At 36.8% G+C, this 26189-nt stretch carries 25 protein-coding genes and 3 pseudogenes; 5 read left to right on the forward strand and 23 right to left on the reverse strand.

Annotated features, from left to right (window positions below; all coding sequences use genetic code 11):
• The first annotated feature begins 147 nt into the window (after nucleotides 1-147).
• Entirely contained in the window at nucleotides 148-894 is a 747-nt protein-coding gene (locus AC1DCY_RS23140; RefSeq protein WP_477353875.1) for a hypothetical protein, read from the forward strand.
• A gap of 179 nt (nucleotides 895-1073) precedes the next feature.
• Here the strand turns inward: AC1DCY_RS23140 and AC1DCY_RS23145 are convergent, their stop codons facing one another.
• The 4 genes from AC1DCY_RS23145 to AC1DCY_RS23160 form a co-directional block, all read right to left on the reverse strand.
• A complete protein-coding gene (locus AC1DCY_RS23145; RefSeq protein ID WP_477353877.1) occupies nucleotides 1074-2342 on the reverse strand; it encodes a DUF5068 domain-containing protein in 1269 nt (422 codons plus the stop codon).
• Between the two features lie 585 nt (nucleotides 2343-2927).
• Nucleotides 2928-4442, reverse strand: a complete 1515-nt coding sequence (opuFB, locus tag AC1DCY_RS23150; RefSeq protein WP_477353879.1) for an osmoprotectant update ABC transporter permease/substrate-binding subunit OpuFB — start codon at nucleotides 4440-4442, stop codon at nucleotides 2928-2930.
• Nucleotides 4435-5400, reverse strand: a complete 966-nt coding sequence (locus tag AC1DCY_RS23155) for an ABC transporter ATP-binding protein (protein WP_477353881.1) — start codon at nucleotides 5398-5400, stop codon at nucleotides 4435-4437. Before AC1DCY_RS23155 ends, opuFB begins: the two co-directional genes overlap by 8 nt.
• A gap of 82 nt (nucleotides 5401-5482) precedes the next feature.
• Nucleotides 5483-5668 carry a hypothetical protein gene (locus AC1DCY_RS23160; protein WP_477353883.1) on the reverse strand — a complete coding sequence of 62 codons (186 nt, stop codon included), beginning with the start codon at nucleotides 5666-5668 and terminating at the stop codon, nucleotides 5483-5485.
• A gap of 587 nt (nucleotides 5669-6255) precedes the next feature.
• On the opposite strand from AC1DCY_RS23160, the gene AC1DCY_RS23165 reads away from it, so the two are divergent.
• On the forward strand, nucleotides 6256-6981 hold the full coding sequence (locus AC1DCY_RS23165) for a glucosaminidase domain-containing protein (RefSeq protein ID WP_477353885.1): 726 nt from the start codon (nucleotides 6256-6258) through the stop codon (nucleotides 6979-6981).
• 96 nt (nucleotides 6982-7077) lie between these two features.
• Here the strand turns inward: AC1DCY_RS23165 and AC1DCY_RS23170 are convergent, their stop codons facing one another.
• The 12 genes from AC1DCY_RS23170 to AC1DCY_RS23225 all read right to left on the reverse strand — a co-directional run bounded on the left by AC1DCY_RS23170 (nucleotide 7078) and on the right by AC1DCY_RS23225 (nucleotide 18688).
• Nucleotides 7078-7263 (reverse strand): hypothetical protein, encoded by a 186-nt coding sequence (locus tag AC1DCY_RS23170; protein ID WP_477353887.1) that lies wholly within the window; start codon nucleotides 7261-7263, stop codon nucleotides 7078-7080.
• 74 nt (nucleotides 7264-7337) lie between these two features.
• The gene (locus AC1DCY_RS23175) at nucleotides 7338-8153 is read right to left on the reverse strand and encodes an NlpC/P60 family protein (RefSeq protein ID WP_477353889.1); all 816 of its coding nucleotides are present in this window, start codon (nucleotides 8151-8153) and stop codon (nucleotides 7338-7340) included.
• Complete coding sequence (locus tag AC1DCY_RS23180) at nucleotides 8150-8935, reverse strand: serine hydrolase (RefSeq protein ID WP_477353890.1); 786 nt, start codon at nucleotides 8933-8935, stop codon at nucleotides 8150-8152. Before AC1DCY_RS23180 ends, AC1DCY_RS23175 begins: the two co-directional genes overlap by 4 nt.
• A 9-nt stretch (nucleotides 8936-8944) precedes the next feature.
• Nucleotides 8945-9877: a S66 peptidase family protein gene (locus AC1DCY_RS23185; protein ID WP_477353892.1), complete on the reverse strand. Its 933-nt coding sequence runs from the start codon at nucleotides 9875-9877 to the stop codon at nucleotides 8945-8947.
• The gene (locus AC1DCY_RS23190; RefSeq protein WP_477353894.1) at nucleotides 9874-10821 is read right to left on the reverse strand and encodes an ATP-binding cassette domain-containing protein; all 948 of its coding nucleotides are present in this window, start codon (nucleotides 10819-10821) and stop codon (nucleotides 9874-9876) included. Before AC1DCY_RS23190 ends, AC1DCY_RS23185 begins: the two co-directional genes overlap by 4 nt.
• Nucleotides 10811-11863, reverse strand: a complete 1053-nt coding sequence (locus tag AC1DCY_RS23195) for an ABC transporter ATP-binding protein (protein WP_477353896.1) — start codon at nucleotides 11861-11863, stop codon at nucleotides 10811-10813. Before AC1DCY_RS23195 ends, AC1DCY_RS23190 begins: the two co-directional genes overlap by 11 nt.
• A gap of 15 nt (nucleotides 11864-11878) precedes the next feature.
• On the reverse strand, nucleotides 11879-12853 hold the full coding sequence (locus tag AC1DCY_RS23200) for an ABC transporter permease (RefSeq protein ID WP_477353898.1): 975 nt from the start codon (nucleotides 12851-12853) through the stop codon (nucleotides 11879-11881).
• Nucleotides 12853-13797, reverse strand: coding sequence for an ABC transporter permease (locus AC1DCY_RS23205; RefSeq protein ID WP_477353900.1), 945 nt, complete (start codon nucleotides 13795-13797; stop codon nucleotides 12853-12855). The genes AC1DCY_RS23200 and AC1DCY_RS23205 overlap by 1 nt, the downstream gene beginning before the upstream one ends.
• Nucleotides 13798-14078: 281 nt before the next feature.
• Nucleotides 14079-15902 carry a peptide ABC transporter substrate-binding protein gene (locus tag AC1DCY_RS23210; protein WP_477353902.1) on the reverse strand — a complete coding sequence of 608 codons (1824 nt, stop codon included), beginning with the start codon at nucleotides 15900-15902 and terminating at the stop codon, nucleotides 14079-14081.
• 160 nt (nucleotides 15903-16062) lie between these two features.
• Nucleotides 16063-17127 (reverse strand): dipeptide epimerase, encoded by a 1065-nt coding sequence (locus tag AC1DCY_RS23215; RefSeq protein WP_477353904.1) that lies wholly within the window; start codon nucleotides 17125-17127, stop codon nucleotides 16063-16065.
• 23 nt (nucleotides 17128-17150) lie between these two features.
• Nucleotides 17151-17945 (reverse strand): M55 family metallopeptidase, encoded by a 795-nt coding sequence (locus AC1DCY_RS23220; protein ID WP_477353906.1) that lies wholly within the window; start codon nucleotides 17943-17945, stop codon nucleotides 17151-17153.
• Complete coding sequence (locus tag AC1DCY_RS23225) at nucleotides 17942-18688, reverse strand: M15 family metallopeptidase (RefSeq protein WP_477353921.1); 747 nt, start codon at nucleotides 18686-18688, stop codon at nucleotides 17942-17944. The genes AC1DCY_RS23220 and AC1DCY_RS23225 overlap by 4 nt, the downstream gene beginning before the upstream one ends.
• Before the next feature lie 520 nt (nucleotides 18689-19208).
• Between AC1DCY_RS23225 and AC1DCY_RS23230 the strand changes: the two genes are divergently transcribed.
• Both AC1DCY_RS23230 and AC1DCY_RS23235 read left to right on the forward strand, forming a co-directional pair.
• Nucleotides 19209-19685 (forward strand): hypothetical protein, encoded by a 477-nt coding sequence (locus tag AC1DCY_RS23230; RefSeq protein WP_477353908.1) that lies wholly within the window; start codon nucleotides 19209-19211, stop codon nucleotides 19683-19685.
• 421 nt (nucleotides 19686-20106) lie between these two features.
• On the forward strand, nucleotides 20107-20622 hold the full coding sequence (locus tag AC1DCY_RS23235; RefSeq protein WP_477353910.1) for a GrpB family protein: 516 nt from the start codon (nucleotides 20107-20109) through the stop codon (nucleotides 20620-20622).
• 76 nt (nucleotides 20623-20698) lie between these two features.
• Here the strand turns inward: AC1DCY_RS23235 and AC1DCY_RS23240 are convergent.
• The 6 genes and pseudogenes from AC1DCY_RS23240 to AC1DCY_RS23265 all read right to left on the reverse strand — a co-directional run.
• A pseudogene (locus AC1DCY_RS23240) lies at nucleotides 20699-20916 on the reverse strand (IS1595 family transposase); the annotation flags it as partial.
• A gap of 59 nt (nucleotides 20917-20975) precedes the next feature.
• Entirely contained in the window at nucleotides 20976-21962 is a 987-nt protein-coding gene (locus AC1DCY_RS23245; RefSeq protein ID WP_477353912.1) for a hypothetical protein, read from the reverse strand.
• On the reverse strand, nucleotides 21910-22965 hold the full coding sequence (locus AC1DCY_RS23250; RefSeq protein ID WP_477353914.1) for a DmpA family aminopeptidase: 1056 nt from the start codon (nucleotides 22963-22965) through the stop codon (nucleotides 21910-21912). The genes AC1DCY_RS23245 and AC1DCY_RS23250 overlap by 53 nt, the downstream gene beginning before the upstream one ends.
• A 1-nt stretch (nucleotide 22966) precedes the next feature.
• Nucleotides 22967-23545 (reverse strand): annotated as a pseudogene (locus AC1DCY_RS23255) (aspartate/glutamate racemase family protein); the annotation flags it as partial.
• 207 nt (nucleotides 23546-23752) lie between these two features.
• The gene (locus AC1DCY_RS23260) at nucleotides 23753-23917 is read right to left on the reverse strand and encodes a hypothetical protein (RefSeq protein WP_477353916.1); all 165 of its coding nucleotides are present in this window, start codon (nucleotides 23915-23917) and stop codon (nucleotides 23753-23755) included.
• A 70-nt stretch (nucleotides 23918-23987) separates the two neighbouring features.
• Entirely contained in the window at nucleotides 23988-24269 is a 282-nt protein-coding gene (locus tag AC1DCY_RS23265; protein WP_477353917.1) for a hypothetical protein, read from the reverse strand.
• 285 nt (nucleotides 24270-24554) lie between these two features.
• Here AC1DCY_RS23265 and AC1DCY_RS23270 point away from each other — a divergent pair, with 285 nt between their 5' ends.
• Nucleotides 24555-25949: an alanine/glycine:cation symporter family protein gene (locus tag AC1DCY_RS23270; protein WP_477353919.1), complete on the forward strand. Its 1395-nt coding sequence runs from the start codon at nucleotides 24555-24557 to the stop codon at nucleotides 25947-25949.
• Nucleotides 25950-26003: 54 nt separating this feature from the next.
• On the opposite strand, the pseudogene AC1DCY_RS23275 reads toward AC1DCY_RS23270, so the two are convergent.
• A pseudogene (locus AC1DCY_RS23275) lies at nucleotides 26004-26189 on the reverse strand (methyl-accepting chemotaxis protein); the annotation flags it as partial.

Genomic DNA, 26189 nt, shown 5'->3' on the forward strand with positions numbered 1-26189 from the left:
TTTACACGTTCTGATATGGTAAGATGGGTATAGCTCATAACGATTCCTCCGTTTGAATGTTGGTGTGGTAACTACATTCTACACGAGGTCGTTATGGGCTTCCTTTATATTGATTTCTGAGTGTTGCACTTAATATTACAATCCGTCATGATAAAAAAGAAAAAAATTATCACAGCAATGGTTATTGGATTAGCTTTTACTAGTGTAACACCTTACATACAAAACGTTAAAGCTCAAGAGGTTAGTGACCTTGCTTCTCAAAATGGCATCACTTTCATCACTGTAACAGATAGTAAATACGAATATCTTTACGAAAGAGAAGGTAAGACTTATAAAAATATTGAGTATATTGACGGAAATCATATTAATACTTTCATTTATGAATATGATTCTGAAACCGATAGTTATATCGAAGTCGACTCTATAGAAACAATAGTGAGCGCTGAAGAGATTATTATAAAACAATCTGGAGAAACTACTGTAACCGAAAATCCTTTTAGTTCTCAAATAATAGAACCACAATTATTAAATGACCAAATTATATCTTATGGAGTTGATGAAGGTAACGGAGATTGGAAATATAAGGATACGGATTATGGAAGCACCAAATGGTCTCAATTCACTATTGCCGCAATTGCAGCTACAATAGCTTTAATATCAAAAGTTCCTGCGAGCGCGAAGTGGGTTGCTACTATGGCAGGACTTTATTACTCGTTTGGTAAAGATATTGCTTATACTCGCTATGAGTACTATACAAGAGGGAGCGGTATAAGCACTGAAACTAAAGTTGTTATAAACTATTATTCTGATTCAAACAGAACTAATAACCTAGGTGCGAACGCTTACATCTCAAGCCGTACAGGTATTTCTCATCTATGGTCGTACACTAATTAATATAAGCTTTTATGCTTGTATTCTCCCCAATTGATACACAGATTAAAAAAACTGTTTATCTAGGGGAGAATTTTTATGGTTCGAGTATTTATTCCAATGATAAAAAATCAAATGTTCTTAAACTTTCTTCATTATATAGGTAGCACTATATATATGAACTATCCGCTATCTCCTACATTTTATTTCGGTAATGTAAACGTTTCTTTTTTACCTTTTGAAGTATCCTCCGCTCCTTTATTTCGGATAGGGCCTAGTTCAATTTCAAAGGCTTTATCTTTCCAGATTTTTTCATATTGCTCTTGGTCTAATACGAATACTTGTAATAGCTCGCCAGTTTCGCCAGCTTTAATAACGTCATTATACTTGTAATTTAATAGCATACCTTCGCTTAATGCATATTGCATGTCATCATTGACTGATAATTTTGAAGACATAGAAGATAAGCCGATTTCACTAGTAGCTTTATTTTCTAGCTTAAATTTCACTGTTAATAAAGTGACACCATTAGTGAAATTAGAGAAACGAGGAGCTTCCACCTCATTAGGTGTAAACTTTGTAAACTGATACCCTTCTAGAATTGCATTTACATCCCCTATTTTCTTACTATCATTGATGTCGCTTTTTTCCTTCAACATCGTCTTTTCACCCATATTGTCCATTGTTACTTTATCTTGATAAAATGACGAATTACTTGCTACTTTTTTCGAACCATCCGTATTTATAGCAAGATTAAATCTTCCATCTGAACCAATCGTAGAGCCGTAATTTTCCTTTTCAGTAAGCGGTTTTGGAACCACTACTGCTACAGTGCCCAGTTCATTGATTTTTGCTAAATCTGTTTCACCGAATGGATAAGCGATATACCCTGTTACCTCTTCACCGGCTTTTAGCAAATAGTCTGTTTTGTAGTTTAGCTTCGTTGGTAATTGATCTGCTTCAGGAATTAAATCCTTATAATTCGAATAATCTTTATTTGCACCCGTAAATGTTACATATAAACTAGGCATGTAATACACATCTTTATCCATGTCATTCTTCACTGTATATTTAGCTAAAATGACACCACCGTTTGTTTGTTCATCAAATGGAATATTAAAGTCTGTGTGGAAATCCTTTAATTCTACAACTGAATATGCATCAAGCGAAATTGAAACATTCTCCATTTTATGTACTTGTGGTTCATTGTTTTCAAAAAGAACTTTAGATTTCCCTTGAGTTTCCTTTTCCATATAAGAAATTAATGAAGCAAAGTCAGCTGATCCTTTAGTTGATTCTTGATCTTTTTTAGGTTCTTCCTTTTGGACTTTATCTTTATCTTGTCCTTTTTCCTCCTGTGTTTTCTTTGGTTCATCGTCTTTTTTTGTTTCGTCCCCGCTTTTTCCACAGCCACTAAGAATGATTGAAGTTGATAAAATTAACGAAGACATTAAAAATAAACTTTTTTTCATTTCTTCCTCCAAGATGTATCTTTAAAATTTTTTGGCTCAACTGTAAAAACGAATTATAAAAGCTATTTTTTGAGCTGATACCCATTTTAATCCACATTTATTTCCAAAACAACTTGAACTGGAAGAAATTGTACTAACGAAATAATCGACATCCAAATATTGTATATTGAATAATTCAATCTCATTTCCATATTCCCATTATTTCCTATATATAATCTTTTTTGAGGTAGTTCCTTTAAGTAATAATTATTAATGTACTAGAAAACTGTTTTTCACTGAAGTTATCAGAAAATAAGTATAATATACCCAAGATTATAGTCGCATGTGAAGTCCCGTATTTTTACCTTAGCGGAATTGTAGCCGCCGCTTCGCTTTCGCTACAGATAACCTTGCCGCCGCTGCTTGGCTTTCGCGCAGAAAACATTGCCTCTTTCGCTTCGTTTTCACGTAAATATATTCTCTTATAGATATGTCAAAGTTAAGCTACACTTTTTGCATTGGCTCGCTTCTAAATCCGATACGAAACAAAAAAAGCTAGAAAAAGATACACATCTCTTTTCTAGCTTCTTGTATCACATGATTTCTTTATAATAATCCTGCCTTTATTAAATATTCACGTGCCACTTCTTCTATGTTTTGGCTTTCTACATTTACCCGATAATTCATTTCGCGCATCTCGTCATCTGTTATTTGATTTGCCAGCTTGTTTAAGGCTGTTTCAATCTCAGGATATTTCTCTAGCGTCTCTTTCCTTAGTAAAGGTGCTCCTTGATAAGGTGGAAATAGTTGCTGATCATCTGCCAAAACTTGCAGATTATGTTGACGTATTTCACTATCCGTCGAGTACGCATCTAATAAATCTATATTTCCTGATTCGATAGCCTGATATCTAAGCTTCGGCTCCATCGTTGTTATGTTAGAAAGTGTAATACCATAACGCTTTTGAATGCCCAAATAACCATCTTCTCGATCGTTAAATTCCAATGTAAAACCGGCTTTTATCGTTTCTTGAATAGGCTTAATGTCAGAAATCGTTTGCAAATGATAGGTTTCAGCCATTTCCTTCGATACTGCCAATGCATACGTATTGTTATATTTCATCGGACTAAGCATCACCATACCAAATTTATTATCCATTCCTTCTTTCGCCTGATTATAAACATCTTCCTCATTATTATTGATGGCTTCCTCTTTTAAAAACTCTGAAATTGCTGTTCCAGTAAATTCTGGATAAATATCGATGCTGCCAGATTTAAGTGCATTAAATACAAAGGAAGTCTTACCAAGTCCAGGTTTCAATTGCACCTTTAAGTCTGTTTCATTTTCAATAAGCAATTTATACATATTAATTAGTATCTCTGGCTCAGAGCCAAGCTTGCCTGCAATAACAATTTCTTCTTTCTCTTTGAAGTTGAGTAGTGGGAAGATCATCATTATTAATGCCACTACACTAATAATGCTCAATGCTGTCATTGTTTTTTTAAACGACAGTAATTCTAGCTTTTTTAGTAAGAAGTCGAACACTAATGCTAATATCGCCGCAGGGACAGCCCCTAAAATAATTAGTGCTGTATTATTTCGGTCAATTCCAAGCAAAATGATATCCCCTAATCCTCCAGCCCCGATTAATGCTGCTAAAGTTGCCGTTCCGACGATTAATACCATAGCTGTTCTAATTCCTGCCATGATAACAGGCATAGCAAGCGGCAATTCTACTTTCACTAATCGCTTTCGCGTATTCATCCCCATCGCCATCGCTGCCTCTTTTAAAGACGGATCTACCTCGTTTATCCCAGTAAATGTATTACGTAAAATCGGAAGAAGTGCATACACAACTAAAGCAATAATGGCAGGTACTTTTCCGATGCCGAACAACGGAATCAATAATCCTAATAACGCTAATGAAGGAATCGTTTGTAAAACTGCACTAATGCCGATAATACTTTCTGCTATTTTCTTTTTATTCGTTAAATAGATTCCTAAAGGAATAGCAATCACCACTGCAAAAAATAGTGCAATGAATGAAATTTGAATATGCTCTAATAAAGATGCCAACAGCTGTCCTTTTCTTTCATTAAATACTTCAAAAAAATTAGCCATTTATATTACCTCTTTCTAAGGAATCATGCGCTAAATACTGAAGCATGGATGCTCTTGTGACAACGCCAATTATTTTTCCGTTCTCTTCCACACCTAAACATTCTTCATGAGCTAATTTTTGAAATATTGTATGTAAAGAATCATTAGAAGAAATGGTGTTCTCTATATTTCTTTGACTATCCTCATCAGCAATTGGTTCAATTACAGCTTGGATATGGAAAGTATTTATCCCATACTCTTTTATCCCAACAAATTCTCGAACGAAATCATTAACGGGATTGTGTATGATTTCATGTGGAGTACCAATCTGTACAATCTCCCCATCCTTCATTACACATATTCGATCACCTAATTTTAAGGCCTCTTGCATATCGTGCGAAACAAAGACAATTGTTTTTTGTATCGTTTGCTGAAGCTCAAGAAGATCATCTTGTAATTTTGTGCGGCTAATCAGATCTAAAGCACTAAAAGGCTCATCCATTAAAATGATTTCGGGATCAGCTGCTAATGCTCGAACAACCCCAACCCTTTGTTGCTCTCCACCAGAAAGCTCTGTTGGCTTGCGTTGACTATATTTATCGGGTTCAAGTCCAACCATATCCAATAACTCACGCACTCGTTGCTGAATTTGCGGTTTACTCCATTTCTTTAATTCAGGCACAACCGCTATATTTTCTTCAATCGTCATATGGGGAAAAAGCGCAATTTGTTGAAGGACATAGCCGATATTCCATCGCAATTCATGTATATTGTAATCACTAATTCTTTTACCGTTAATTCGGATCGTTCCTTCTGTTAAATGAATTAAGCGATTAATCATCTTTAATAATGTTGTTTTTCCACAGCCACTTGGCCCAATCAGAACGAAAAATTCTCCCTTGTTAATCTCCAAATTAATAGCTTTCACTGCGACTTGGTCATTTACATATTTTTTTGTGACATTTTCAAATGCTATCATTGTATAAACTCCTTTTTAAAGAGACATCATTTTCTTTTATATCATTCAGCAACTAAAACTTGTTCCTTTTGTAAAAAAACTATTAAGGGGGTTGTTTTCCGGTTCCGACTGAACGTTTTGTTGCTGACGCTTCGCTTTCGCACAGATAAATCATTTGTTGCTGACGCTTCGCTTTCGCACAGTTAAAACATTTGTCACTAACGCGCAGAGCAAAGCTTCTTGGAGGCGTACAATGAGTCGCTTTGTTCCAGTCTACTCCATTTAGCATGGAACGGAAATCACCTTCAACATTTGCAAAACCTTGACCATTTTGGCAACAATATATGTTTTAATATAGAAATAAACTACTATTTTAATCCTCTTCATTTCATATACGTAAAGCATAGTAGGTCTAGAACTAACACCTTGTTACATTTACATCGTGTTCCTATATATATTTCACTATCTAAAGTCATTTCAAACTTATTTTTTATCTTATATCAAGACGTTTGTCCTCTTGACGCTCCACTCTATTTGTCTCATAATTTCCATAGAAAATCGTATACTGTTTTTAAGTACGAATACAATAATTAACTATAAAGATTTCCTATCAAAATGAATAGCTAAAAAAATGTTTTTGCAACTATATTTAAATGACCTTTCATTTCTAAAATAGCTGGAAAATGAGGAACTAAATGAAGTGTTTTTTCGTTCTATGAATGATGTACTCTAAAAAAATAGACAACTTTATTTCTATTTATGACTCTGTATAATTAGAAATATATATAACTTTGTAAAGAAAGGAGGAAGGGAGATGTTGTAATCTACCAACATCACTGAACAATGAAATACTTAATTAATTTTTTCAAAGGACTTATGATTACTGTGATTGTTATCTGTATTTCGTTTTTTATGGTGACACAGTTTTTCAATACTCATGAAACAAAAGAGCCTGTAGTTGTCGATGATAGCCCTAGTGTAGAAGAGTTTATTGGCTCTATTGCTGAAATTGCTCGGAAACAAGGTGCTGAAAATGACTTGTATGCATCCGTTATCATTGCGCAAGCCGTTTTAGAAAGTGAGCATGGACAAAGTGGTCTTGGATCTGCTCCAAATAACAATTTATTTGGTATGAAAGGTAGTTATCAAAATAACTCCGTAACATTGGAAACATCTGAGGATGATGGTTCAGGTAATATGACAAGGGTGATGGCTGCATTTCGCAAATACCCTTCCTATGAAGCTTCCATACAAGATTATGTTAAATTAATGCGTAATGGTGTTTCCTGGAACAAAAATTTCTATGCAGGAGTTTTTAAAAGCAATACGAAGTCTTATACAGATGCTACGAATTTTTTAACAGGCTCCTATGCAACAGATTCAAAATATAATGAAAAGCTTAATGCAGTGATTGCAAAGTATGATTTACAACAGTATGACAGTCCTGTCAAAGATAAAAAAACAATTACCGTAGCTGATGGAGACTCTCTTATGCATATTGCAGAGGCTCATAATGTTAAAGTTACATCCATTAAACAATGGAATCAACTTCGATCTGATAGACTTGAAGCCGGTCAACAATTAAATATTTATAAATATTAATGTAAAAAATCTCCATGTGCAATTTTTTGACTTGGAGATTTTTTTATTTCCCGATTCATTTCAAAATTGAAAAAGAGAAGCCAAGTTCAAGCTTCTCTAACTTTTTATACTCATCATCATAACGTGTGGTTGATTTCCGTTCCGGCTGGGCGCTTTCCTGGGGGCGTCCGATGAGCCGCTTCGCTGCGCTCCAGGGTCTCGGGCCAACACGAGGTTGGTCACGAAGGCGTTATCACAGGACGTGATGGTTTTAGCCTTCGTTCCTCTATTGCTGATCCCCAAGGAGTCGCCCAGCCTCCACTCCAATCAACTTATGACATACGTTACAAATGTCATCCATGGTGATGAGCCACTTTTTATTTGAACAAGCTACCAACAGCGGTAATAGATGTTGCCAAATCTTTTCGATATTGCTGATGCTGTTCGTCCAGACTGTTTATATTAACTTCGTTCCCGCCAAGTGATGAATGTACATAAAGGTTGTCGCCTATATATAAAGCAATATGTCCTGGGAAGTATAATAAGTCTCCCTTTTGTATGTGCTCTATCGATATTTCCTTAATAGGAAAACCTTCAACGATATTGGCATCGCGGTAAATATATACCCCGTTTAGCATATATGCCATGGAACATAAACCTGAACAATCAATACCTAGCGGCGATTTTCCTCCCCAGCGATAAGGTGTCGCTAAATAGCTAAGCGCCGTTTGAACAACATTTTCTCGTAATTGTTGCTCGGATAAACTGTTTTCTAGAATTTTTTCTTGTAGCCATTTCCTACGAACATAACCTTGCTCACCCGACACTAATTGCACTGCTGCCCATTCAGGATCTAGCTCGTCAATGGCAATCGAACAGATGATTGAGCCTTTAACGAGCGTCATCATTTTCGTACTCTGAATTCGAGGCTGTCGCAAAACATCTGCGAAGCTTTGGTTAATAAAATGGTTTGCCTTTTGTAGCCAGGTGTCCGTTTTGGCATCATCCACTAGTAAGTTATCCTTCTGGCAATAACCTTTATAGCGATAAGCAGTTTCTATGCGTACCCAGCTCTCATCTATTTCTTCCATGATTTGAAACGTCATTCCGTATAGTACCTCATCTACTAATTCTGAAGCTACATCTGGCTTTGCATGTAAATTTGCAATCATTGACGTCACAATGGCATTCATTCTACCATCCCCTTCCGCTTCACCAAATAATCATAAACAACTTTGGATATTCGACCAATTAGCTGCCTTGCATGATCATTGTTAGTAACCTCAGTGACGAAAACGCCAATAAGATAATCCCCAGAGCTGTTGTACACAATCCCAACATCATGATCTACCGTATCAAGACCACCTGTTTTATGAGCAAGTTTCACATCATCTACTAAATAACGTTTTAGTGATTCGTGTACACGTTGACGACTTAAAATATCTATCGTTAGCTCACTAAATGCTGATGATAACAAGTCCCTACGATAAATCCTCGAAAATAGCAGTGCCATATCACTTGCTGAAGTAGTATTATCAAAGCCTTTTGCAAGCCTCTCGAAATCCATCATCTTTCGTTGAATTGTAGTTTGCACCAGACCAATTTCGCGAAAATATTGATTAAGTGTATCCATCCCTAGAAAATCAATTAGTACATTTGTTGCTGTATTATCACTCGTAATAATCATCCACACTAAAAGCTCATAAATAGTACATTGTTCTATACGTTGCTCACTAATAACACTAAAATCAACCCATTCTTCTGGTGCTATCTTAATCTCTTGCTTTAGTGATAGGTTGTTGCTTTCAAAATAATTTAGAACAGCAAGTAGTAGAGGCACTTTAATTAAGCTAGCACTGGAAAATGTGTCTTCTTGTTTTTCGCTAATGAAAAAATGCTCAGTCTGACAATCTTTCACAAACATATGCACTTTATAAGGAGATTTTTGAAGAATCTGTGTTATCGTTTGCTTCATGTTTCGCACCTACTCTATAACTTTTATCAATTGATTCTCTGTGTCCATTGTGATAGTTCGACCTAATGGCAGTGACATTGTTGGTAAACAGTGACCGCATGTAATGTCCTTCATAATAGGTTTATTGGGTGGACCTAAAATTTCTTGAAAAATTGTTTGTAGTGACAGGCTGCGTTCGGGATGTTTTGGCTCTTCAGGACCGCAATTTGTCCAAGCTCCTAATAAGATACCTGCCACTCCATCTAGTTTGCCTGCCAATTTTAATTGCGTAAGCATCCGATCAACACGTTGCTCACTCTCGTCTACATCCTCTAAAAATAAGATTTTGCCCTTTGTATCAATTTCATAAGGTGTCCCAAGAGATGCCGTTACTAGTGTTAAGTTCCCACCAATAAGCTGCCCTGTCGCTTTGCCAGCTACAAGCGTTGTCATTGTATGACCAGGTGGATTTTCAAGGCAGTAGTCTGTACGTTCTGTTGCTGTCACACTTTCAATAAAGGACTTCCATGTATATTCATCCATTTCTGGCCGAATAAATTCTGTAGAGGGCATTGGTGTATGATACGTGACAAAGCCACATTGTTGGTTAAAAGCGATATGTAATGCCGTCACATCGCTATAGCCAGCAAATACTTTTGGGTTTGCCTTAATCATGTCGAAATCTAGAAGTGGTAAAATTTTCGTCGCCCCGTAACCTCCACGTATGCAGAAGATGCCGTCAATATTGGAGTCTCTAAACATTTGATTAACTTCAGAGGCTCTTAGTTCATCAGAGCCTGCTAAGTAGCCGTGCCTAGCCCGACACGTTTCCCCAGCCACAACTTTAAAACCTAGCTTTTCAATACTTTTAACGGCAGGGAGAAATTTTTCAGGTGGGATTGCACCCGAAGCGCTTATTAGACCAATTGTGTCACCTTTTTTCAAAGCCTTTGGACGAATCATTTGCTTACCTCCATTTTTAGTGACGTTCGGTATCTTTCTAATTCCTCTTCATTGGCCAAGACAAAATGACCTTCTTCTATTTCAATAAATGACGGTGGTTGAATGTCATAGTTATGCTGTGACGGATCGTAGATTTCTACGACTTTATCACGCTCCTTATAAGGATTTGGCTCGGGTACTGCCGATAATAATGCCCTTGTATACGGATGAAGGGGATTAGCAAACAGTTTTTCTGTCTCTGCTAACTCAACAATTTTTCCTTTATAAATAACAGCAGTTCGATCCGTAATAAATCGGACTACAGATAAGTCATGAGCAATGAATAAATAGGTTAAATCATTTTGCTGCTGTAGGTTTGCTAGTAAATTTAATACTTGTGCACGAATGGATACGTCTAATGCTGAGATTGGTTCATCCGCAATAATAAACTCCGGCTCCATTACAAGTGCACGCGCAATGCCGATACGCTGACGCTGTCCTCCTGAAAATTCATGTGGGAAGCGACTGGAAAACTCCGGTAATAATCCTACATTTAATAATGCATTGCGTACCTTCTGTTGACGATCAACTTCATTTTTAAAGTTTTTTGTATTAATAAGTCCCTCTGAAATAATATAGTCTACCTTTGCTCGTTCATTTAGCGATGCCATAGGATCTTGAAAAATCATTTGGATTTTCTGTGTGATTTCTCGATCCCACTCTTTTGATATTTTGCCATTTAGTTTCTTACCGTGATACAGTATTTGACCTTCAGTGACTTCATTGATACGCATAATAGCTCGGCCGATTGTTGTTTTTCCAGAGCCTGATTCACCTACTAAACCAAATGTTTCACCTTTTAAAATATCGAAGCTGACATCATCAATAGCTATAAATTTATTTTTGCCTTTCCCAAATACAACCTTTAAATTTTTTACTTCAACTAATACTTCTTTATGACTCATGCGCGTATCGTCTCCCTTCGTCGAAAAAGGCTTGTAGCGCTTCAGGAGGCTCTACTTTCGGCGCAAGTGGATCTAAAAGCCATGTACGAGCATAATGCGTGTCACTGACCTGAAAAAATGGTGGACGTTCTACAAAATCAATCTTTAACGCATATTCATTGCGAGGTGCAAAAGCATCTCCTTTAATTTCTTGAAAAAGATTTGGTGGAGTACCCTTGATGGAATAAAGCTGCTCCCCTTTTGAGCCTAGTTGTGGTAATGAAGAAATGAGTGCCCATGTATAAGGATGCTTGCCATTAAAGAAAATTTCATGCGTCTTCCCTATTTCGATGACATCACCTGCATACATAACTGCAATACGATCAGCAACTTTCGCGACAACGCCTAAATCATGCGTTATATAAACGGTTGTTAGTCCATATTTTTGCTGAAGATTTTTTAAAAGCTGTAAAATTTGCGCTTGGATTGTTACATCTAATGCAGTTGTTGGCTCATCACAAATTAAGATCTTAGGCTTACACGCTAGCGCAATAGCGATCACAATTCGTTGACGCATGCCACCAGAAAATTCGTGAGGATATTGCTTATAGCGTTTTTCTACATCGTGAATGCCAACATCTTTTAACAATTTCAGAGTTTCTTCGTATGCTGCCTTGCCCTTTAAATTCTGATGTAAAATAACACATTCCTCAATTTGCTTACCAATCGTTTTCAGTGGATTTAATGATGTCATTGGATCCTGTGTAACCATTGCCACTTCTTTTCCACGAATGCTTAGCCACTCCCGCTCGGTTTTAAACTTTGCTAAATCCAGGCCGTTGTAGATGATTTCCCCCTGATCAATGTAGCCGTTTTTGTCGAGCAAGCCCATGATTGATTTCATTAGAACAGATTTCCCTGAACCTGACTCGCCAACGATGGCCAGACTTTCACCTTTGTATAAATCGAGGGAAATATTACGAATAGCCGTTAGAACTCTGCCACGAAGTTTAAATTTAATAACAAGGTTTTGGATGGTTAAAATAGGTGATTTTTCTGTCACTTCCAACGTCCCCCTTTATACGTGATTTTTCGGATCTGCTGCGTCTGCAAATGAATTTCCTATAATATAAAATGCGATTGTAATCATACTTAATACAATACTTGGAAAAATGAGCTGATATCTTAATTCAGGAGACATCATTAGTACTCGTCCTTCATTGATTAAATTCCCTAAAGATGGCTCACTAATCGGTAGTCCTAATCCAATGTATGTTAAAAAGACTTCTGAGCCTATCGCAAATGGGATGGCTAGACTCATTCGTAACATAATGACGGAAATGAGATAGGGTAAAAGATTTTTTAAAATGATTCGATAATCGGGTGTTCCTAAACATTTTGAAGCTAAGTTATACTCACGATCACGTAAAATAACAATTTGATTGCGGATAAACCTTGCCATTTCTACCCAGCCCGTAATACACATGGCAATAATAATAGTTGAAATACTTGGACGCAAAATATAGGACATTAAAATAAGTACAATCGTTGTCGGTATATTATCAACGACATTGTAAAGCTGTGTAATGGGCATCTCTAATTTTCGTGAAAAACCCCAAAGCGTACCGATTGTAATACCAACGATAGCCTCTACTAAAGCAACTACACAGCCAATAAATAACGAGGTCCTTGTCCCTGCCCAAATACGTGACCATAAATCCTGCCCAATGGAATTTGTCCCAAACCAAAATTCAGCGTTTGGTGCAACATTACGCGCTTGGAGACCTGTCTGCTCATCTAAATATATTTCAGTCGGTGATTTTTGCGCTGGTAAATACGGCTGTAAAATGGTAAAAGCTACGATAATAATCACGCCAACTAATAAAAAGACAGCCATACGATTTTTCAAAAAGGATTTCCATGTTGAACGCCAATAGGAATAATTAGAATAGGCCGTTTCTTCAGCTTGACGTTCATCTACTTCCGCAAACTCGAACAAGGTTTCACGTGATTTGTTTGAGATATTGTTTATTTCTTCTGAATACATCCCCATTAACGTACACTCTCCCCTTTCCCCAATTTAATCCGCGGATCAACAAGGGCCATTGCAATATCACCTAAAATTAGTCCGATAATTCCAAGTGAAGAGAAAACAAGCACTAAGCCTTGTACAATCGTATTATCCTGTCGCTGTATAGCATCTACGAGTAAGCCCCCCATACCCGGAATAGAATATAAGGATTCAATGTAGATGGAACCTGCAATGGTAAAAAGAATAGTTGCTGGTAAATACTGTGCCATCGGAATAAAAGCGTTTCGTAGTACATGTTTAAACATTAATGTACGCTCTTTAACGCCTTTTGCTCTCGCTAGCTTAATATAATCCTTGTTTAGTTCATCCACCATGTAACGACGCATCCACATGGCATAGGAAGCAGTCGGTGCTAACGCCATTGAAATCAGTGGTAAAATCCAAGTAACAGGATTATACTCATCAAAAAGCATTGGTAAATGAAAAATTTCTGTAATATACATTTGAATGACTAAATAATACACGGCGGCTGGCACTGCAACGACAATGACAATATAGCCAGTCCCTAAACGGTCTAGCCAACGTCCCTTCATCTGGGCCATCAATATTCCGAGCGGAACTCCAATTAGAAGAGATAGCGCAACCGCACCTAAACCAAATAGCAAGGAATACATGATCTTATCTGCAATAATCGTGACGACTGGTACATCTGTCCGATATGTAACGGATTTACCTAAATCACCTTGAAACAGCTTAGCGTAAAAATTCCCCAATTGTACAAGTAACGGGTCACGCAAACCTAAATTCGTTAAATATACTTCTTGTTGTGCAGGTGACATTTTATTCGCTGCTGCCCCTAAATAACCTTCTTCTGGCATTAAACGTAGTAATGAAAAAACAATCGTAATAATAATAAATAGTGTTAAAACTGATTGTAATAAACGTTTACCTATATACCACAGCATCATTTCATCCTCCTTCGTCAGAAAGACTGAAGGAGATGCCGACTTTTTTATTTCGGTATCTCCTCGAATCAATTTCGCCTTGGCGTAATTACGTCCGGATTTTGAATTGTGCGGGCACAGTTCAAAATCCGTGACATCCGCCGGAGGCTTTATCTTCATTCAGTTGGTTGAATAGGAACCACATCTGCATTCACCACGCCACCTTCAGAGATTGGGGTCTTCTGAATGAAGATAAATATTCACCGCTTATGACATTTATCTTGCAATGAAACTCAATGTTTTTATTTTGCCGCTTTAGCTAGCGCATCCGCACGTTCTTTCTCCCACTTCGCTAAAGCTTCTTTAAACTCATCGTTACTCATTGGTTTGTCTAAAATATGCTGACCTTTAAATTTCTCGGAAGTCACACCAAATGGAGAATATTGAGCTTCAAATGGATTTAATTTAGAAGCAACATAGCCGCTACCCCCTACTGAATAAGGAATAACAAATGCCTCATCAATTAAAAACGCTTCCGCTTTGGCAAACAGCTCGTAACGTTTTGCTGTATCGATTGTCGCCTTTGCTTCGTCCACTAAGTTTTGATATTTTGATTTTCCATTTGCTTCTGTATAACCTTCAGCTAGCTCTGGTTTATTATAAGTACCGTCTGCAGTGAATGGATCCGTATACGTTGAAGGATCGGCATAGTCTGGACCCCAGTTTGCTTCAAGCAATGCAAATTTACCAGGTTTACGAACCTCTGATAAAAAGCCTGTAGATGGTCCGGCCTCTATGATAATATCTACAAAATCAGTACCTAATAATTTTTCAATTTGCTGTTCAACGACTTGTGAACGATTTGCCCAATCTGGACCACCGGAGTTATAAGGCATTAACACTTTTACTGGGAAAGTTACTTTTCCTTCTAGGGCTTTTTTCGCTTTTTCTTTGTATTCCAATGCCTTCTCCTTGTTGAAGGAGTCATTATTTGTAATATCAGCTAATGGTGCTAACTGTGTATAGTCAACTCCCTCCACATTGACAAAGTTTTTAGGAGTAATTGTGTTGCTAAGCAAATCTTTTGGATTATAAGGTTCTAAAGTTAGCATTGCAGATTCACGGTCAAATGCATGGAATAGAGATTTTCGGAAATCTTTATTATTGACCGCTTTCTTCCAATTTTCAGGCTCGTATTCTGCATCAAATTGCGGGTTAAAGTTTAATGCATAGAAATACGTATAGAAGTTATTTTGTGTTTGACGAATTTGTGATTTTTTCTTTTCATCTTTAAACCACTCATCAATTATAGAAGTTGGTATACTAGCTGAATCGACTTCTCCTCGTAAAAATAATTCTGGTTCAACTGTAGCCGCTTCTTTATTATATTTATAGCGAATACGATCAATCAGGACCTGGTCTTTATCCCAATACGTATCATTTTTCACAAGTACTCGCTCGTTTTGCGGTTCAAATTTATCTAAAATATAAGATCCGTTATAAAGGAAATTATCATTAGTTGTACCGAAACTATCACCTTTTTCCGCTATAAACTTACCGTTAACTGGGAAGAAGCAGACATAGTTCAACATAGATAGGAAGTAAGGTGTTGGCTTTTCTAAAGTATATTCTACTGTATGTTCATCTATTGCCTTTATGCCAACCTTCGTAAAATCTGTCATATCACCGTTATAGAAGGCTTCCCCATTTTTTACGACCGTAGCAATCCAAGCTGTTGATGATTCATTTTTTGCATCAAGTACATAATGTAAGCCATCTACAAAATCTTGAGCAACAACATCCGCATACTCTTTACCGTCATGTGTAACCCATTTTGCATCGTCACGAAGCTTGAACGTCCAAACTGTAGCATCGTCATTTGATGACCATTCTTTGGCTAAGCTTGGTTGTACAACACCATACTTATCATACTCAATTAATCCATCGACCAAGTTCGCCGCCATAGCAAACTCATTCGTTTCAGAGGTCTTTAAGTAATTTAACGTTTTTATTTCTCCTGAATAAACCACACGATACTCTGATTTTTTTTCACTTGAAGAATCATCGCTACAGGCTGCACAAAGCATCACAACAAGACACACGAAAAGCAACCAATACCTTTTCATCATAAGCATCCCCCTAGTAATCTTATTTATCTACATAAAGTGACAGTAAAAATCCCACTTTAGTGAAGCCTAAGTGAGAGATCCACTATCCATAAAGCCCGATTGGTTCTATTTACAGTCAGTGGGATGATGGCCCCTCACTGATTGCAGTTGCACTTTATTATGGAAAGCCAATTCCAACAGCATCCGTCATCCTAATTCGATCATTTTCAAATATTGGACCACCTGCAATAGGATCTTTCAAACATAAGCTTGGTCCATCTAAATCTACCATCGTGATATTTTTCTGTGATGCGGCAAAATGTGCAGCGGCACTAACGCTAATTTTGGTCTCTAGCATACAACCAATCATGCATGGTATGTCGTTCGCCTCCGCAATGTGGCAAATTTTCTGCGCTTGATAAATACCTCCTGTTTTCATGAGCTTAATATTAATCAAATCCGCAGCTCGCTTTTCAATAATTGTATAGGCATCTTTTGCAGAGAAAACACTTTCATCCGCCAAAATATTTGTCAAAGTATTAGCCGTCACAAATTGCATTCCTACTAGATCATGGCAATGAACAGGTTGCTCAACCAATTCAACATTCACACCTGCATCTTCAAGTGCACCAATAATTTGTACAGCCTGCTTCGGTGTCCAGCCCTGATTTGCGTCAACTCGTAATGTTATGGCGTGTCCAACTGCATCACGAATGGCAACAACTCGCTCAACATCACCCGCTGGATCTTTCCCCACCTTGATTTTTAAAATTTGAAAACCTCGTTGTACAGCGGCTATACTATCCTTCACCATTTCTTCAGTATCATTTACACTTATCGTAATATCTGTTATTAATTCTTTCCGATAGCCCCCTAATAATTTATACAGAGGTGTTTGATAGTGTTTAGCAAATAAATCATAAATTGCCATATCTACCGCTGCTTTTGCACTGGTATTTTGATAAATACTGTTGTCAATGCGCTCCATGATTTCTGTCAATTCTTCAATATCCATTCCGATAATGGCTGGTTTTATATACTCTTCTATAGCGTGAGAAATAGACCCTAGTGTTTCACCAGTAATAGCTGCAGTCGGTGCCGCTTCACCGATGCCTATTTGCCCATCATCAGCGTGAACATAGACGGCAATATTGTGAATGCTATGCACTGTTCTCAGTGCTGTTTTAAACGGGGTTATAAGCGGGGCCTCCACCTTCCCCACGACAATATTTTTAATTTTCATCCATTCACCTACCTTTAAGTTACTTATGTTAAGAACTGTAAAATTCGAAGCACCTCATAAAAATCATCCGTTACAAATTCCACTGTATTATGTGGTTTAAACGTAGCATTCGGATAGAAAGAATTTCGATACGCTCGTGAATGTTCACGATAAATGATTTCCACTACAAAACGCTCTGGTAATGTCACTTGTAAATCTCCACGTGCCACCTTCATCGAATCCTCAACAAGTCGTTTCGTTTCCATAATAGTCAGCTGTGGACTCACGCTAATGGTCGCATTTCCTATCCCTTCTTTCGTGGCAAACGTGATGATGTTATCATTAATAGTTCGAATTTCCTCTGTTAACCCCACATCTCCACTGACAAACGAAACGGGAACACCATGCAAAGCAGCCGCGTACGTATTAATTAAAAATTCACTCGCGTACTCACCATTTATTTTCACATCAGCAAAAACACAAAGCGTATGAGCTAAAGGATTTCGTTCACTTCCTCCTTTACTGTGATAGCCAATAAAAATTGCCCGATCAAAGCTCTTATCAAGTCCCGCAACCATACACATCGGGTCATACGTCCAACCACGAATAACCTTGCAATTTACTGGTAGATTAGAAATATCAAGATTGCGTGCTGAATCATGAGCATCCTTTAATAAAATTTCGGTTGCTCCACCAAGAATAGCCCCCTCTATAGCGGCTTCTACTTCTTTTGTCATTTGCTTTTGGAAAAACTGATAATCTGGCGCGTTTAGCTCCGTCTCGCTCCAAGCTGTTGTGCCAGTAATCCCTTCAATATCTGCACTAATATAGACCTTCATAGAAATCGAAACTCCTTTACTTTATTGTCTTGGATAATTGCTTCTACAGCCCCATAACTAGCTTCTTGCGCACCTACACGTCTTGCCCATGAAACATTATTAAAATCGTAATGCCACCATTCCTCTGAATAATTCGTAAAGCCAACCATTGTCATACAGTTATATAGAAGACGTCGATGAACACAGGCTTCCCAATCTTCCTCTGGATGTTGTTCAAAATAGCGTGTCGCGGACTTTTCACTGATTTCATCAAATGCCGTACCTAAATTTAATGCATTACCATCTAAATCTCCTAGTGTCACATCAATCGCTCCACCTGTTAAATGAGGGGCAAAATGAGCATGATCAATGCTAGGAAACGCAACATACTTTCGCGTTTCTTTTACAACCTCTTGCTCAGTAAAATAAGGAAACCGCTGTGCGATTTGCTTGGAAAAACTCGTAAACAAAAATTGCTGCACTTGGAAAGGACGATAGCCATCATATAAGATAAGGCTATAATTTTTAGACAATAATAACAGCGCTTGTGTTAATCGTTCATACACACTCTGACGTAAATAAATTGCTTGTAAACTGTTTGGTATTTTTTGATGATAGTAAATGGGGTGAATAAAAATCCTCGAATGTTCTTCTCCGATTTGAATTAACGGCTCGCCATTTTCACAAACTGCTGGCGTTGCGTCCCTTATTGAAGTTTTATTTACCTCAATAGGTTGAAAAACAGCGTCATGTATAGTACACACCTCCAATTTCAGATTTCGATAAAATTTTTGGATAATTCAGTTTTTAATGAATGTATCATACCTTATATTTATTGACTACATAAAAAAAGAAATATTACAGAGTAATAGCTATTCTCTGCTTTTCAAACAACATACGCCAAATAATTTATGTAAGAAGTCGAAAAACAATGTTTTTTCACCTATTTAAGAATTTTATTCGCGGAGGAAGTAGAAGATTACCGAAAGTTGATAAAAAATGACGAAATGAAATCAGGCTAATTCGGTTATAAAAAAACTCCATTTTGATATTGATCAAAATAAAGGTAAACTCTTCGAGGATTCCCTTAGTTAAAGCTCATCCCCATAACTTTGGGCGTTGATTTCCGTTCCGACTGGGTGCTTTCCTGGGGATGTCAATTCTCACTCATCAACTGGGATTTTCTTAAACAATTGATAACCTTATTTTAAAAACCTTATGTTTTTGTATTTTTCTCCTAAAATGGATATTATTGAATAAAGTGCAACGAAGGGGGAATGCATAATGAAAAAATTAACTTTATTATTATTGGTGTTCATTTCAGTCGTTGGATTGAGTGCCAGTCAAAAAGAGAAAAGTGTAAGTGGAGAGGATGTAAAAGCTTTTGTAAAAGAGTATAAAGCTATAATTTATACAATAGATTCACAGAACCCAACAGATAATTCAAAGCTTTTAGAGGATGTAAAACCTTACGTGAATGAAGAAGTGTATGAAAAAAGTAAAAAGAACGGGGTTTTTACTTTTCCAAATCACTTTGCCACTGAGAACCAAACAGATGTAAAGTTAAACGATGTTAAAATTGACACTATCAAAGAAAAAAATAATAATTTTGACATCAAATATACATTGTTTGTGACAATTGGGGATTATAATGTTGAAAAAACAGGTGAAATGACTATTCTCAACAAAGAAACTGACAAGTTAATCGTTACTTATGACTGGGAAAATCCTGTTACGGTAGATAATAAAAAATTCAAGTAAGCCCCCTCCTCAATTAACGTTGAGGAGTTTTTTCATTTCATTATTTTTGAGCGGCGGTCAGAATCCTTGGCAACACTGGATTATTAACATCACAAATAGTTGGATTAACGTCAGGATTTTTAGTTTCTTGAACTCCATATTCAGTAGTTGTTTGGACACTCACTGAAAGGAAATCACATCCACATTTATCCCCCACCTTCAGAGGTAGGAGTCTTCTACTTAATGGAGATAGATGGTATACATTTTAACAAATGTCATCCACAGCTTTCGATGATGCGCTTTAGTTAATTGAATCAAATTTAAAAGGGTCTTTTCTTAAGAATTGTTACTTTTAGATATAAAAGAGGAATTTACTTTTTATGGTATGGTAGTTACAGAGATTTACTCGATTGCGAAAAATTGAAGTTGAGGAGAATGCTTAATGAAAGTAAGATTATCAGATTACACTGGAAATTGGAAAGTAATGTTTGAAGAAGAAGTAAAAATATTAAAAACTATTTTTGGTGATGAAATAATATCTTTTGAGCATTTTGGTAGCACTTCCATTCCAGGTATGAAAGCAAAGCCTGTAATAGATATGATGTGTATAGTAAATGATATCGAAAAAATAGATACATACAACGAACAAATGAATTCAATGCAATATGATGTAGCTGGTGAATGGGGAATTGAGGGGAGAAGGTTATTCCGTAAAGGTGGAGAAAACCGGACACACCATATTCATTTTTATCAATCTGATAACCCGCAGATAAAGCGTCACATAGTTTTTCGAGATTATCTTCTTGCAAATCCAGAAGAAGCTAGTAGATATAGTCAATTTAAAGAATCTTTAGCGAATAAATATGAGTCAACTCATGATTATAGCCCTGCTAAAAAAGCATTTGTTTCAGAAATGGAGAAAAAAGCACTTGCTTGGCACAAAAGAGAACATGCATAAATAAATTGAAATAATTGATTGTTTGTTTTAATACAGTTTAAAGGAGTAGAGCTGTTTTTTTGATGAGACGGACTTGTTAGCTGCTTGATTGTTGACAAGCACTTAGCAGCATTTGACTTTTCCCTCCATTTTCTTACTTTGTTGAAGAAAACCGAACCAATCGAGGTAGTTGTTCAATTATTTAGTTGCTACGCCTTGAGATCAATCCATCCTGTCCTTTAATCGTTTGTGATAGTTGTTAATGTTATTCAGATAGTAGATACCCTTTTTTACATCCCCTTCTTTACTTAGATTAAAAAAACCTCCATTTTGATAGTAATCAAAATGAAGGTAAACTGTTCTAGATATTTCTACTAAACGGGCCAACTAAATAGTATTTTTATTAATATTTCACGCACTAAAGATGACGTTTCATGTACTGAAGAACGAATATGACATTGAATAATTTTATCATTAAAGCTAAACCAGAAACATCTTGCTGGATATTTAGTTTCTTGAACTCCATAATATACTTCAATTTTTCTATTTTCATATGGAATTTTCAATAATCTAAATCTCCATTTTTGTCGAGTTCCAATATTTCTTCCTAAAGTTTTTGGTAAATCCTGTTCTAAAGTATGCGGTGCTATTGAAATCCAGCACCCATCTGTAAGGTTGTCTTTTTGTCGATAAAGCAATTGGACTTCATTCGTTTCTTTACCAATCCCAACCGAATCTAGCTTATAATCTAATAATGTCTCTGAGAAAGTATTATCCAAATTAATTGTTTCTGGTTTAAACCATCTTACTCTAGTTACTTCATCTTCGCCCCATTTTCCTTGATCATATCTAACTGTATAACTTACAGTAGCAAATGATTGTTTAGACAAATCAAAGTTTATTAACATTAAATTTGCAATATATTCTATTAACTCTTCGTCCGTGGCATCACCTTCAATAACAGATATTTCGACAGTTGTAAATCCTTCAGTATAGCTTAAAGCCTTATTATTTTTATAATCAATGCCAATAAAACCGACTCTATTATTTAATACGAAAGGATAACCTTGTTTAACTAAATTTGTATCTGCATAGATATAAGGGAACGCCCAATCATAGAAAAATTGTTTGACTCGAATAATTCCATTCTGAAGTTTTGCATAGAAGTAAATCGAGCTACGATCATCTTTTGTTTCCGGGCGTAATGAAAAATTATAGATATTTTGCATTTGTTTATCATTCGGTAGTATTGGGCTGAAATTAATATGCTCTATAATTTCATCTATTAATTTATGTGTAATGATATTTTCACATCCCCATTTTAAATTGATATGCTTCAACTTTATTTCCATTTCGACCAATTGTTGTCTGCGCCTGCGAAAGTGAATTTAAAATGGCTTCCTCTGTTGCTTCTGCAGCTGCTGCAAATAATTGATTCATGATAGGATGATCCTCACGTAGCTGGATACGTGTTTCAACAAGTTGATCTGATAGATGAGCGATATGATGTGCTGTTGTAAAGCCAATGACTATATCTCCGCTACCATGTGAAAAGTGACTGCCTGTACGTCCTAGTCCGATACCGCAACGTTTAATGACACGCGTTAGTTGACGACTACTAAGCGGAGCGTCTGTAGCAAGTACGATGATAATAGAGCCATCTGTTGGAGATAATGTCGATTCACTTTTAGCATTAGAAGTAATATATCGATGTGCTAGAAACTCTGAGCTTTGTCCGAAATTACTAAGGACCATACATCCTACTGTATAATTCGTTGACCCATATGTTACGACTCGGGAAGATGAGCCAATCCCACCTTTGTAGCCAAAGCACATCATTCCTTTTCCCGCTCCGACTGCCCCTTCCTCTGCAGTTTCATTTGACGCCTTGAGAATCGCCTCTACAGCATGCTCTGGTGTGATAGGACATTCTCGAATGGAATTTAAATAACTATCATTACACTCCCCAACTACTATATTAATAGTGCCTGTCGAATGACCTATTTCACTATTTGTATCTAGCATAAATTGCAGCGTTCCTTGGGTTACAGCTGGAACACCAAATGTATTCGTTAGCATAATGGGCGATTCAATTACTCCAAGCTCGTTTACTTGCACTAGCCCTGTCGTTTTACCAAAACCGTTTAACACATAGCTTGCAGCAGTAACCTTTTGCTGAAATAAATTGCCTTCATGTGGTAAAATCGCAGTTACCCCTGTACATGCATAAGCACCGTCTTGATTAATTTTCTCATCAAGCGTAACATGACCTATACGCACGCCAGCTACATCGGTAATACAGTTTTTCTCACCAGTTGATAACGTTCCGATTACGATTCCCATTTCTCGTACTTTTCTTGACATATTAGTCCTCCTTATGAATCGCCATTTTTACAGCAGCCTGTGCATGTAAAAGAGTTGTATCAAAAACAGGTACGTTCACATCTTCTTGTTTAATAAGTAATCCAATCTCTGTACAGCCTAATATAATTCCTTGTACTCCTGATTGCACAAGGTTCTCGATCACCTGTAAATAATAGTCCTTCGATGTTTGTTCAATTCGACCCAAGCATAATTCTTCATAGATGATACGATTGACCTCAGCACGCTCCTCAGCAAACGGAACAAGCACTTCAATGCCAAAACCCTCTACTCTAGCTCGATAGAAATCTTGCTCCATCGTGTACTTTGTCCCAAGAAGGGCAACTTTCTGTAAACTAGCTTTTTCAATTTGAGTTGCTGTCGCATCAGCAATATGTAAAATCGGTATTGTTATCTTTGCTGCAATGATATCAATAACCTTGTGCATTGTATTTGTACAAATAACAATAAATTCTGCCCCTGCACTCTCCAGAGATTGCGCCGCCTCTGCAAGCACTTGTCCTGCCTTCGACCACTCTCCCTCAGCTTGATAATGCTCGATTTCTTGAAAATCCACACTATATCAATTTCACCTTGGCGTAATTGCGTCCGGATTTTGAATTGTGCCTGCACAATTCATTCCTTTCAAAATCCGTGACATCCGCCGGAGGCTTTAGGCCAACACGTTGTTGGTCACTCAGTCGTTGCCACAGGACGTGGCGTTCTTAGACTGAGTTCCTCTATTTCAGTAGGTGCTTGGACACCCACTGAAAAGGAACCATATCTGCATTCATCTAACCACCTTCAGAGGTGGAAGTCTTCTGCTGAATGAAGATAAAATACATTTTGCTGAATGTAAGCCTCCTAATTGTTGCTTTACCTCTTCATTTATCAGACGATAATACTCGGCAGAAGACTCCCAGCTCATACCGCCAATCATGCCAATTGTTTTCATACAAATTCCCCCTTTAATTCTACTATTATACTAATAATCCTAATTTAAATAAGGGAATTTTCAAAAAAATTTAAACCTCTTTTTCCATTTCTTCAGCTTTTCTTTTCAAGAATAGTAAATATCTAATTAATAAGATGGGGATAGAAGTAACAACAAGATTTATACTAATAAAAAAGAAACTACTGTCCTTCAAATCAATGCATATGGAATACACAAAGCCCATTAAACCACTAACGATCAATACAACAATAGATGGAAACTTAGGGAATAAAAAAGTGATAATTCCTGCAAATATGATAATCAACATAACCATCACTAAAAAGTGCCAATACAAAAGAAAGTAAAATAACAACACCTAACCTCCTTTTCTATACAACCTCCATTTTTCTTTCGTTTCATTATATTATTTTTTACCCAGTAAAATTTTGACAAATAACACATCACCTTTATTTATAATCGATTGCTATTTCGAATGTATAAATAGGTATCAAATGTCCACATCCTAAACAATACCTTGGACTAGCAGTATCAAATATTGCATCATATAAAAATTAATACAATTCATTATTTTCAAAAAGTTGAAATATGACAAAAAAACAGTGTAGACTAAAGCGTATTGAGATTGGAGGTAAGCAAAATGGAATGGATATCGAATATTGTAAATGATACTAATAATATAATATGGACATATTTCATTATTACATTGTTATTAGTTGCAGGATTGTATTTTTCCTTTGGCACAAAGTTTGTGCAAATTCGACTTTTCCCTGAAATGTTTCGTTTAATAGTGGAAAAAAGAGATGGAGATTCAGGTGTTTCTCCGTTCCAAGCCTTTACGATTAGCGCAGCCTCGCGTGTAGGTACTGGGAACATTACTGGTGTTGCATTAGCAATCGGAGTAGGTGGACCTGGAGCCGTATTTTGGATGTGGATTATTGCTATATTAGGAATGGCGACTGCCTTTATTGAAAGTACGCTTGCACAGGTGTACAAAGTAAAGGATGGCGATACGTTCCGTGGTGGACCAGCTTATTATATGGAAAAAGCGTTAGGTCAACGAAAATTAGGGATCATTTTTAGTATTCTTTTAACGTTAAGCTTTGGCTTTATATTTAATGCTGTACAATCGAATACGATTGCAACATCTGTAGGTGAGGCATTTCATATTGAGCCCTACATCATTGGTATTATGTTAGTTGTGTTAACGGCCTTGATTATTTTTGGTGGCGTACATAGAATTGTAAAAGTTACGCAAGTACTTGTACCCGTGATGGCTATTTTCTATTTAGCTGTGGCCCTTTTTGTTGTTGTGACGAATTTTTCTGAAATACCTGCCGTTTTCAAGCTGATTTTCACAGAAGCGTTTGGTCTTCGGGAAGCTGCTGGTGGAGCGATTGGGATTGCTATTATGCAAGGTGTACGTCGTGGTTTATTTTCTAATGAAGCCGGTATGGGTAGTGTTCCTAATGCCGCAGCTACAGCAAATACCTCTCACCCTGCAAAGCAAGGATTAGTGCAAAGCTTAGGTGTATTTTTTGATACAATTATGATTTGTTCTGCAACAGCGTTTATCATTATTTTAGCTGGTCTTTATAATACTGGTGAAAGTAATGGAATTATTCTTACACAAAATTCCTTAGCTGTACATGTAGGTGATTGGGCTCCTTACTTTATCGCTATTTCTATTATTTTCTTTGCATTTAGTTCTATTGTCGGAAATTACTATTACGGCGAATCTAATATTGAGTTTATGAATGCTCATAAAGGTTGGATGTTTGGCTACCGTATTTTAGTTCTTGCTATGGTGATGTTTGGTTCTCTTGTGCAAGTAGACCTTGTTTGGAACTTAGCAGACCTATTCATGGGACTAATGGCTATCATCAATATTACGATCATCATGTTACTTGGTAAAATTGCCTTCCAAGTGTTAGACGACTTTACAATGCAACGAAATGCAGGCAAAAATCCTGTATTTTATGCAAAATCAATCCCGAAATTGAAAAATACTGATTGTTGGGAAGAAGATCGATAATTATTCAAAAACGCCATTCCTCAAACGGAATGGCGTTTTTTTATGCAGATTCTATTAATATTTAAATTGACTAATTAGCTGTTTTAGCTCGTCTGCCATATGCGCAAGCGCTTGTGCAGAAGCATTAATCTCTTCCATCGAAGCTAATTGTTCCTCTGTAGACGCTGCAACGTCCTCTGAAGCAGCTGCATTTCCTTGTGCTGAGAATGCCAAATCCTCCGTAATAGCTGTCACTTCTTG

This window comes from Lysinibacillus sp. 10T31 (assembly GCF_056394365.1).

Coding starts and splice junctions, on each gene's coding strand:
- AC1DCY_RS23140 (WP_477353875.1), top strand. CDS start 148: ATGATAAAAAAGAAAAAAATTATCACAGCAATGGTTATTGGATTAGCT.
- AC1DCY_RS23145 (WP_477353877.1), bottom strand. CDS start 2,342: ATGAAAAAAAGTTTATTTTTAATGTCTTCGTTAATTTTATCAACTTCA.
- opuFB (WP_477353879.1), bottom strand. CDS start 4,442: ATGGCTAATTTTTTTGAAGTATTTAATGAAAGAAAAGGACAGCTGTTG.
- AC1DCY_RS23155 (WP_477353881.1), bottom strand. CDS start 5,400: ATGATAGCATTTGAAAATGTCACAAAAAAATATGTAAATGACCAAGTC.
- AC1DCY_RS23160 (WP_477353883.1), bottom strand. CDS start 5,668: ATGCTAAATGGAGTAGACTGGAACAAAGCGACTCATTGTACGCCTCCA.
- AC1DCY_RS23165 (WP_477353885.1), top strand. CDS start 6,256: ATGATTACTGTGATTGTTATCTGTATTTCGTTTTTTATGGTGACACAG.
- AC1DCY_RS23175 (WP_477353889.1), bottom strand. CDS start 8,153: ATGAATGCCATTGTGACGTCAATGATTGCAAATTTACATGCAAAGCCA.
- AC1DCY_RS23180 (WP_477353890.1), bottom strand. CDS start 8,935: ATGAAGCAAACGATAACACAGATTCTTCAAAAATCTCCTTATAAAGTG.
- AC1DCY_RS23185 (WP_477353892.1), bottom strand. CDS start 9,877: ATGATTCGTCCAAAGGCTTTGAAAAAAGGTGACACAATTGGTCTAATA.
- AC1DCY_RS23190 (WP_477353894.1), bottom strand. CDS start 10,821: ATGAGTCATAAAGAAGTATTAGTTGAAGTAAAAAATTTAAAGGTTGTA.
- AC1DCY_RS23200 (WP_477353898.1), bottom strand. CDS start 12,853: ATGGGGATGTATTCAGAAGAAATAAACAATATCTCAAACAAATCACGT.
- AC1DCY_RS23205 (WP_477353900.1), bottom strand. CDS start 13,797: ATGCTGTGGTATATAGGTAAACGTTTATTACAATCAGTTTTAACACTA.
- AC1DCY_RS23210 (WP_477353902.1), bottom strand. CDS start 15,902: ATGAAAAGGTATTGGTTGCTTTTCGTGTGTCTTGTTGTGATGCTTTGT.
- AC1DCY_RS23215 (WP_477353904.1), bottom strand. CDS start 17,127: ATGAAAATTAAAAATATTGTCGTGGGGAAGGTGGAGGCCCCGCTTATA.
- AC1DCY_RS23220 (WP_477353906.1), bottom strand. CDS start 17,945: ATGAAGGTCTATATTAGTGCAGATATTGAAGGGATTACTGGCACAACA.
- AC1DCY_RS23230 (WP_477353908.1), top strand. CDS start 19,209: ATGAAAAAATTAACTTTATTATTATTGGTGTTCATTTCAGTCGTTGGA.
- AC1DCY_RS23235 (WP_477353910.1), top strand. CDS start 20,107: ATGAAAGTAAGATTATCAGATTACACTGGAAATTGGAAAGTAATGTTT.
- AC1DCY_RS23250 (WP_477353914.1), bottom strand. CDS start 22,965: ATGTCAAGAAAAGTACGAGAAATGGGAATCGTAATCGGAACGTTATCA.
- AC1DCY_RS23260 (WP_477353916.1), bottom strand. CDS start 23,917: ATGAAAACAATTGGCATGATTGGCGGTATGAGCTGGGAGTCTTCTGCC.
- AC1DCY_RS23270 (WP_477353919.1), top strand. CDS start 24,555: ATGGAATGGATATCGAATATTGTAAATGATACTAATAATATAATATGG.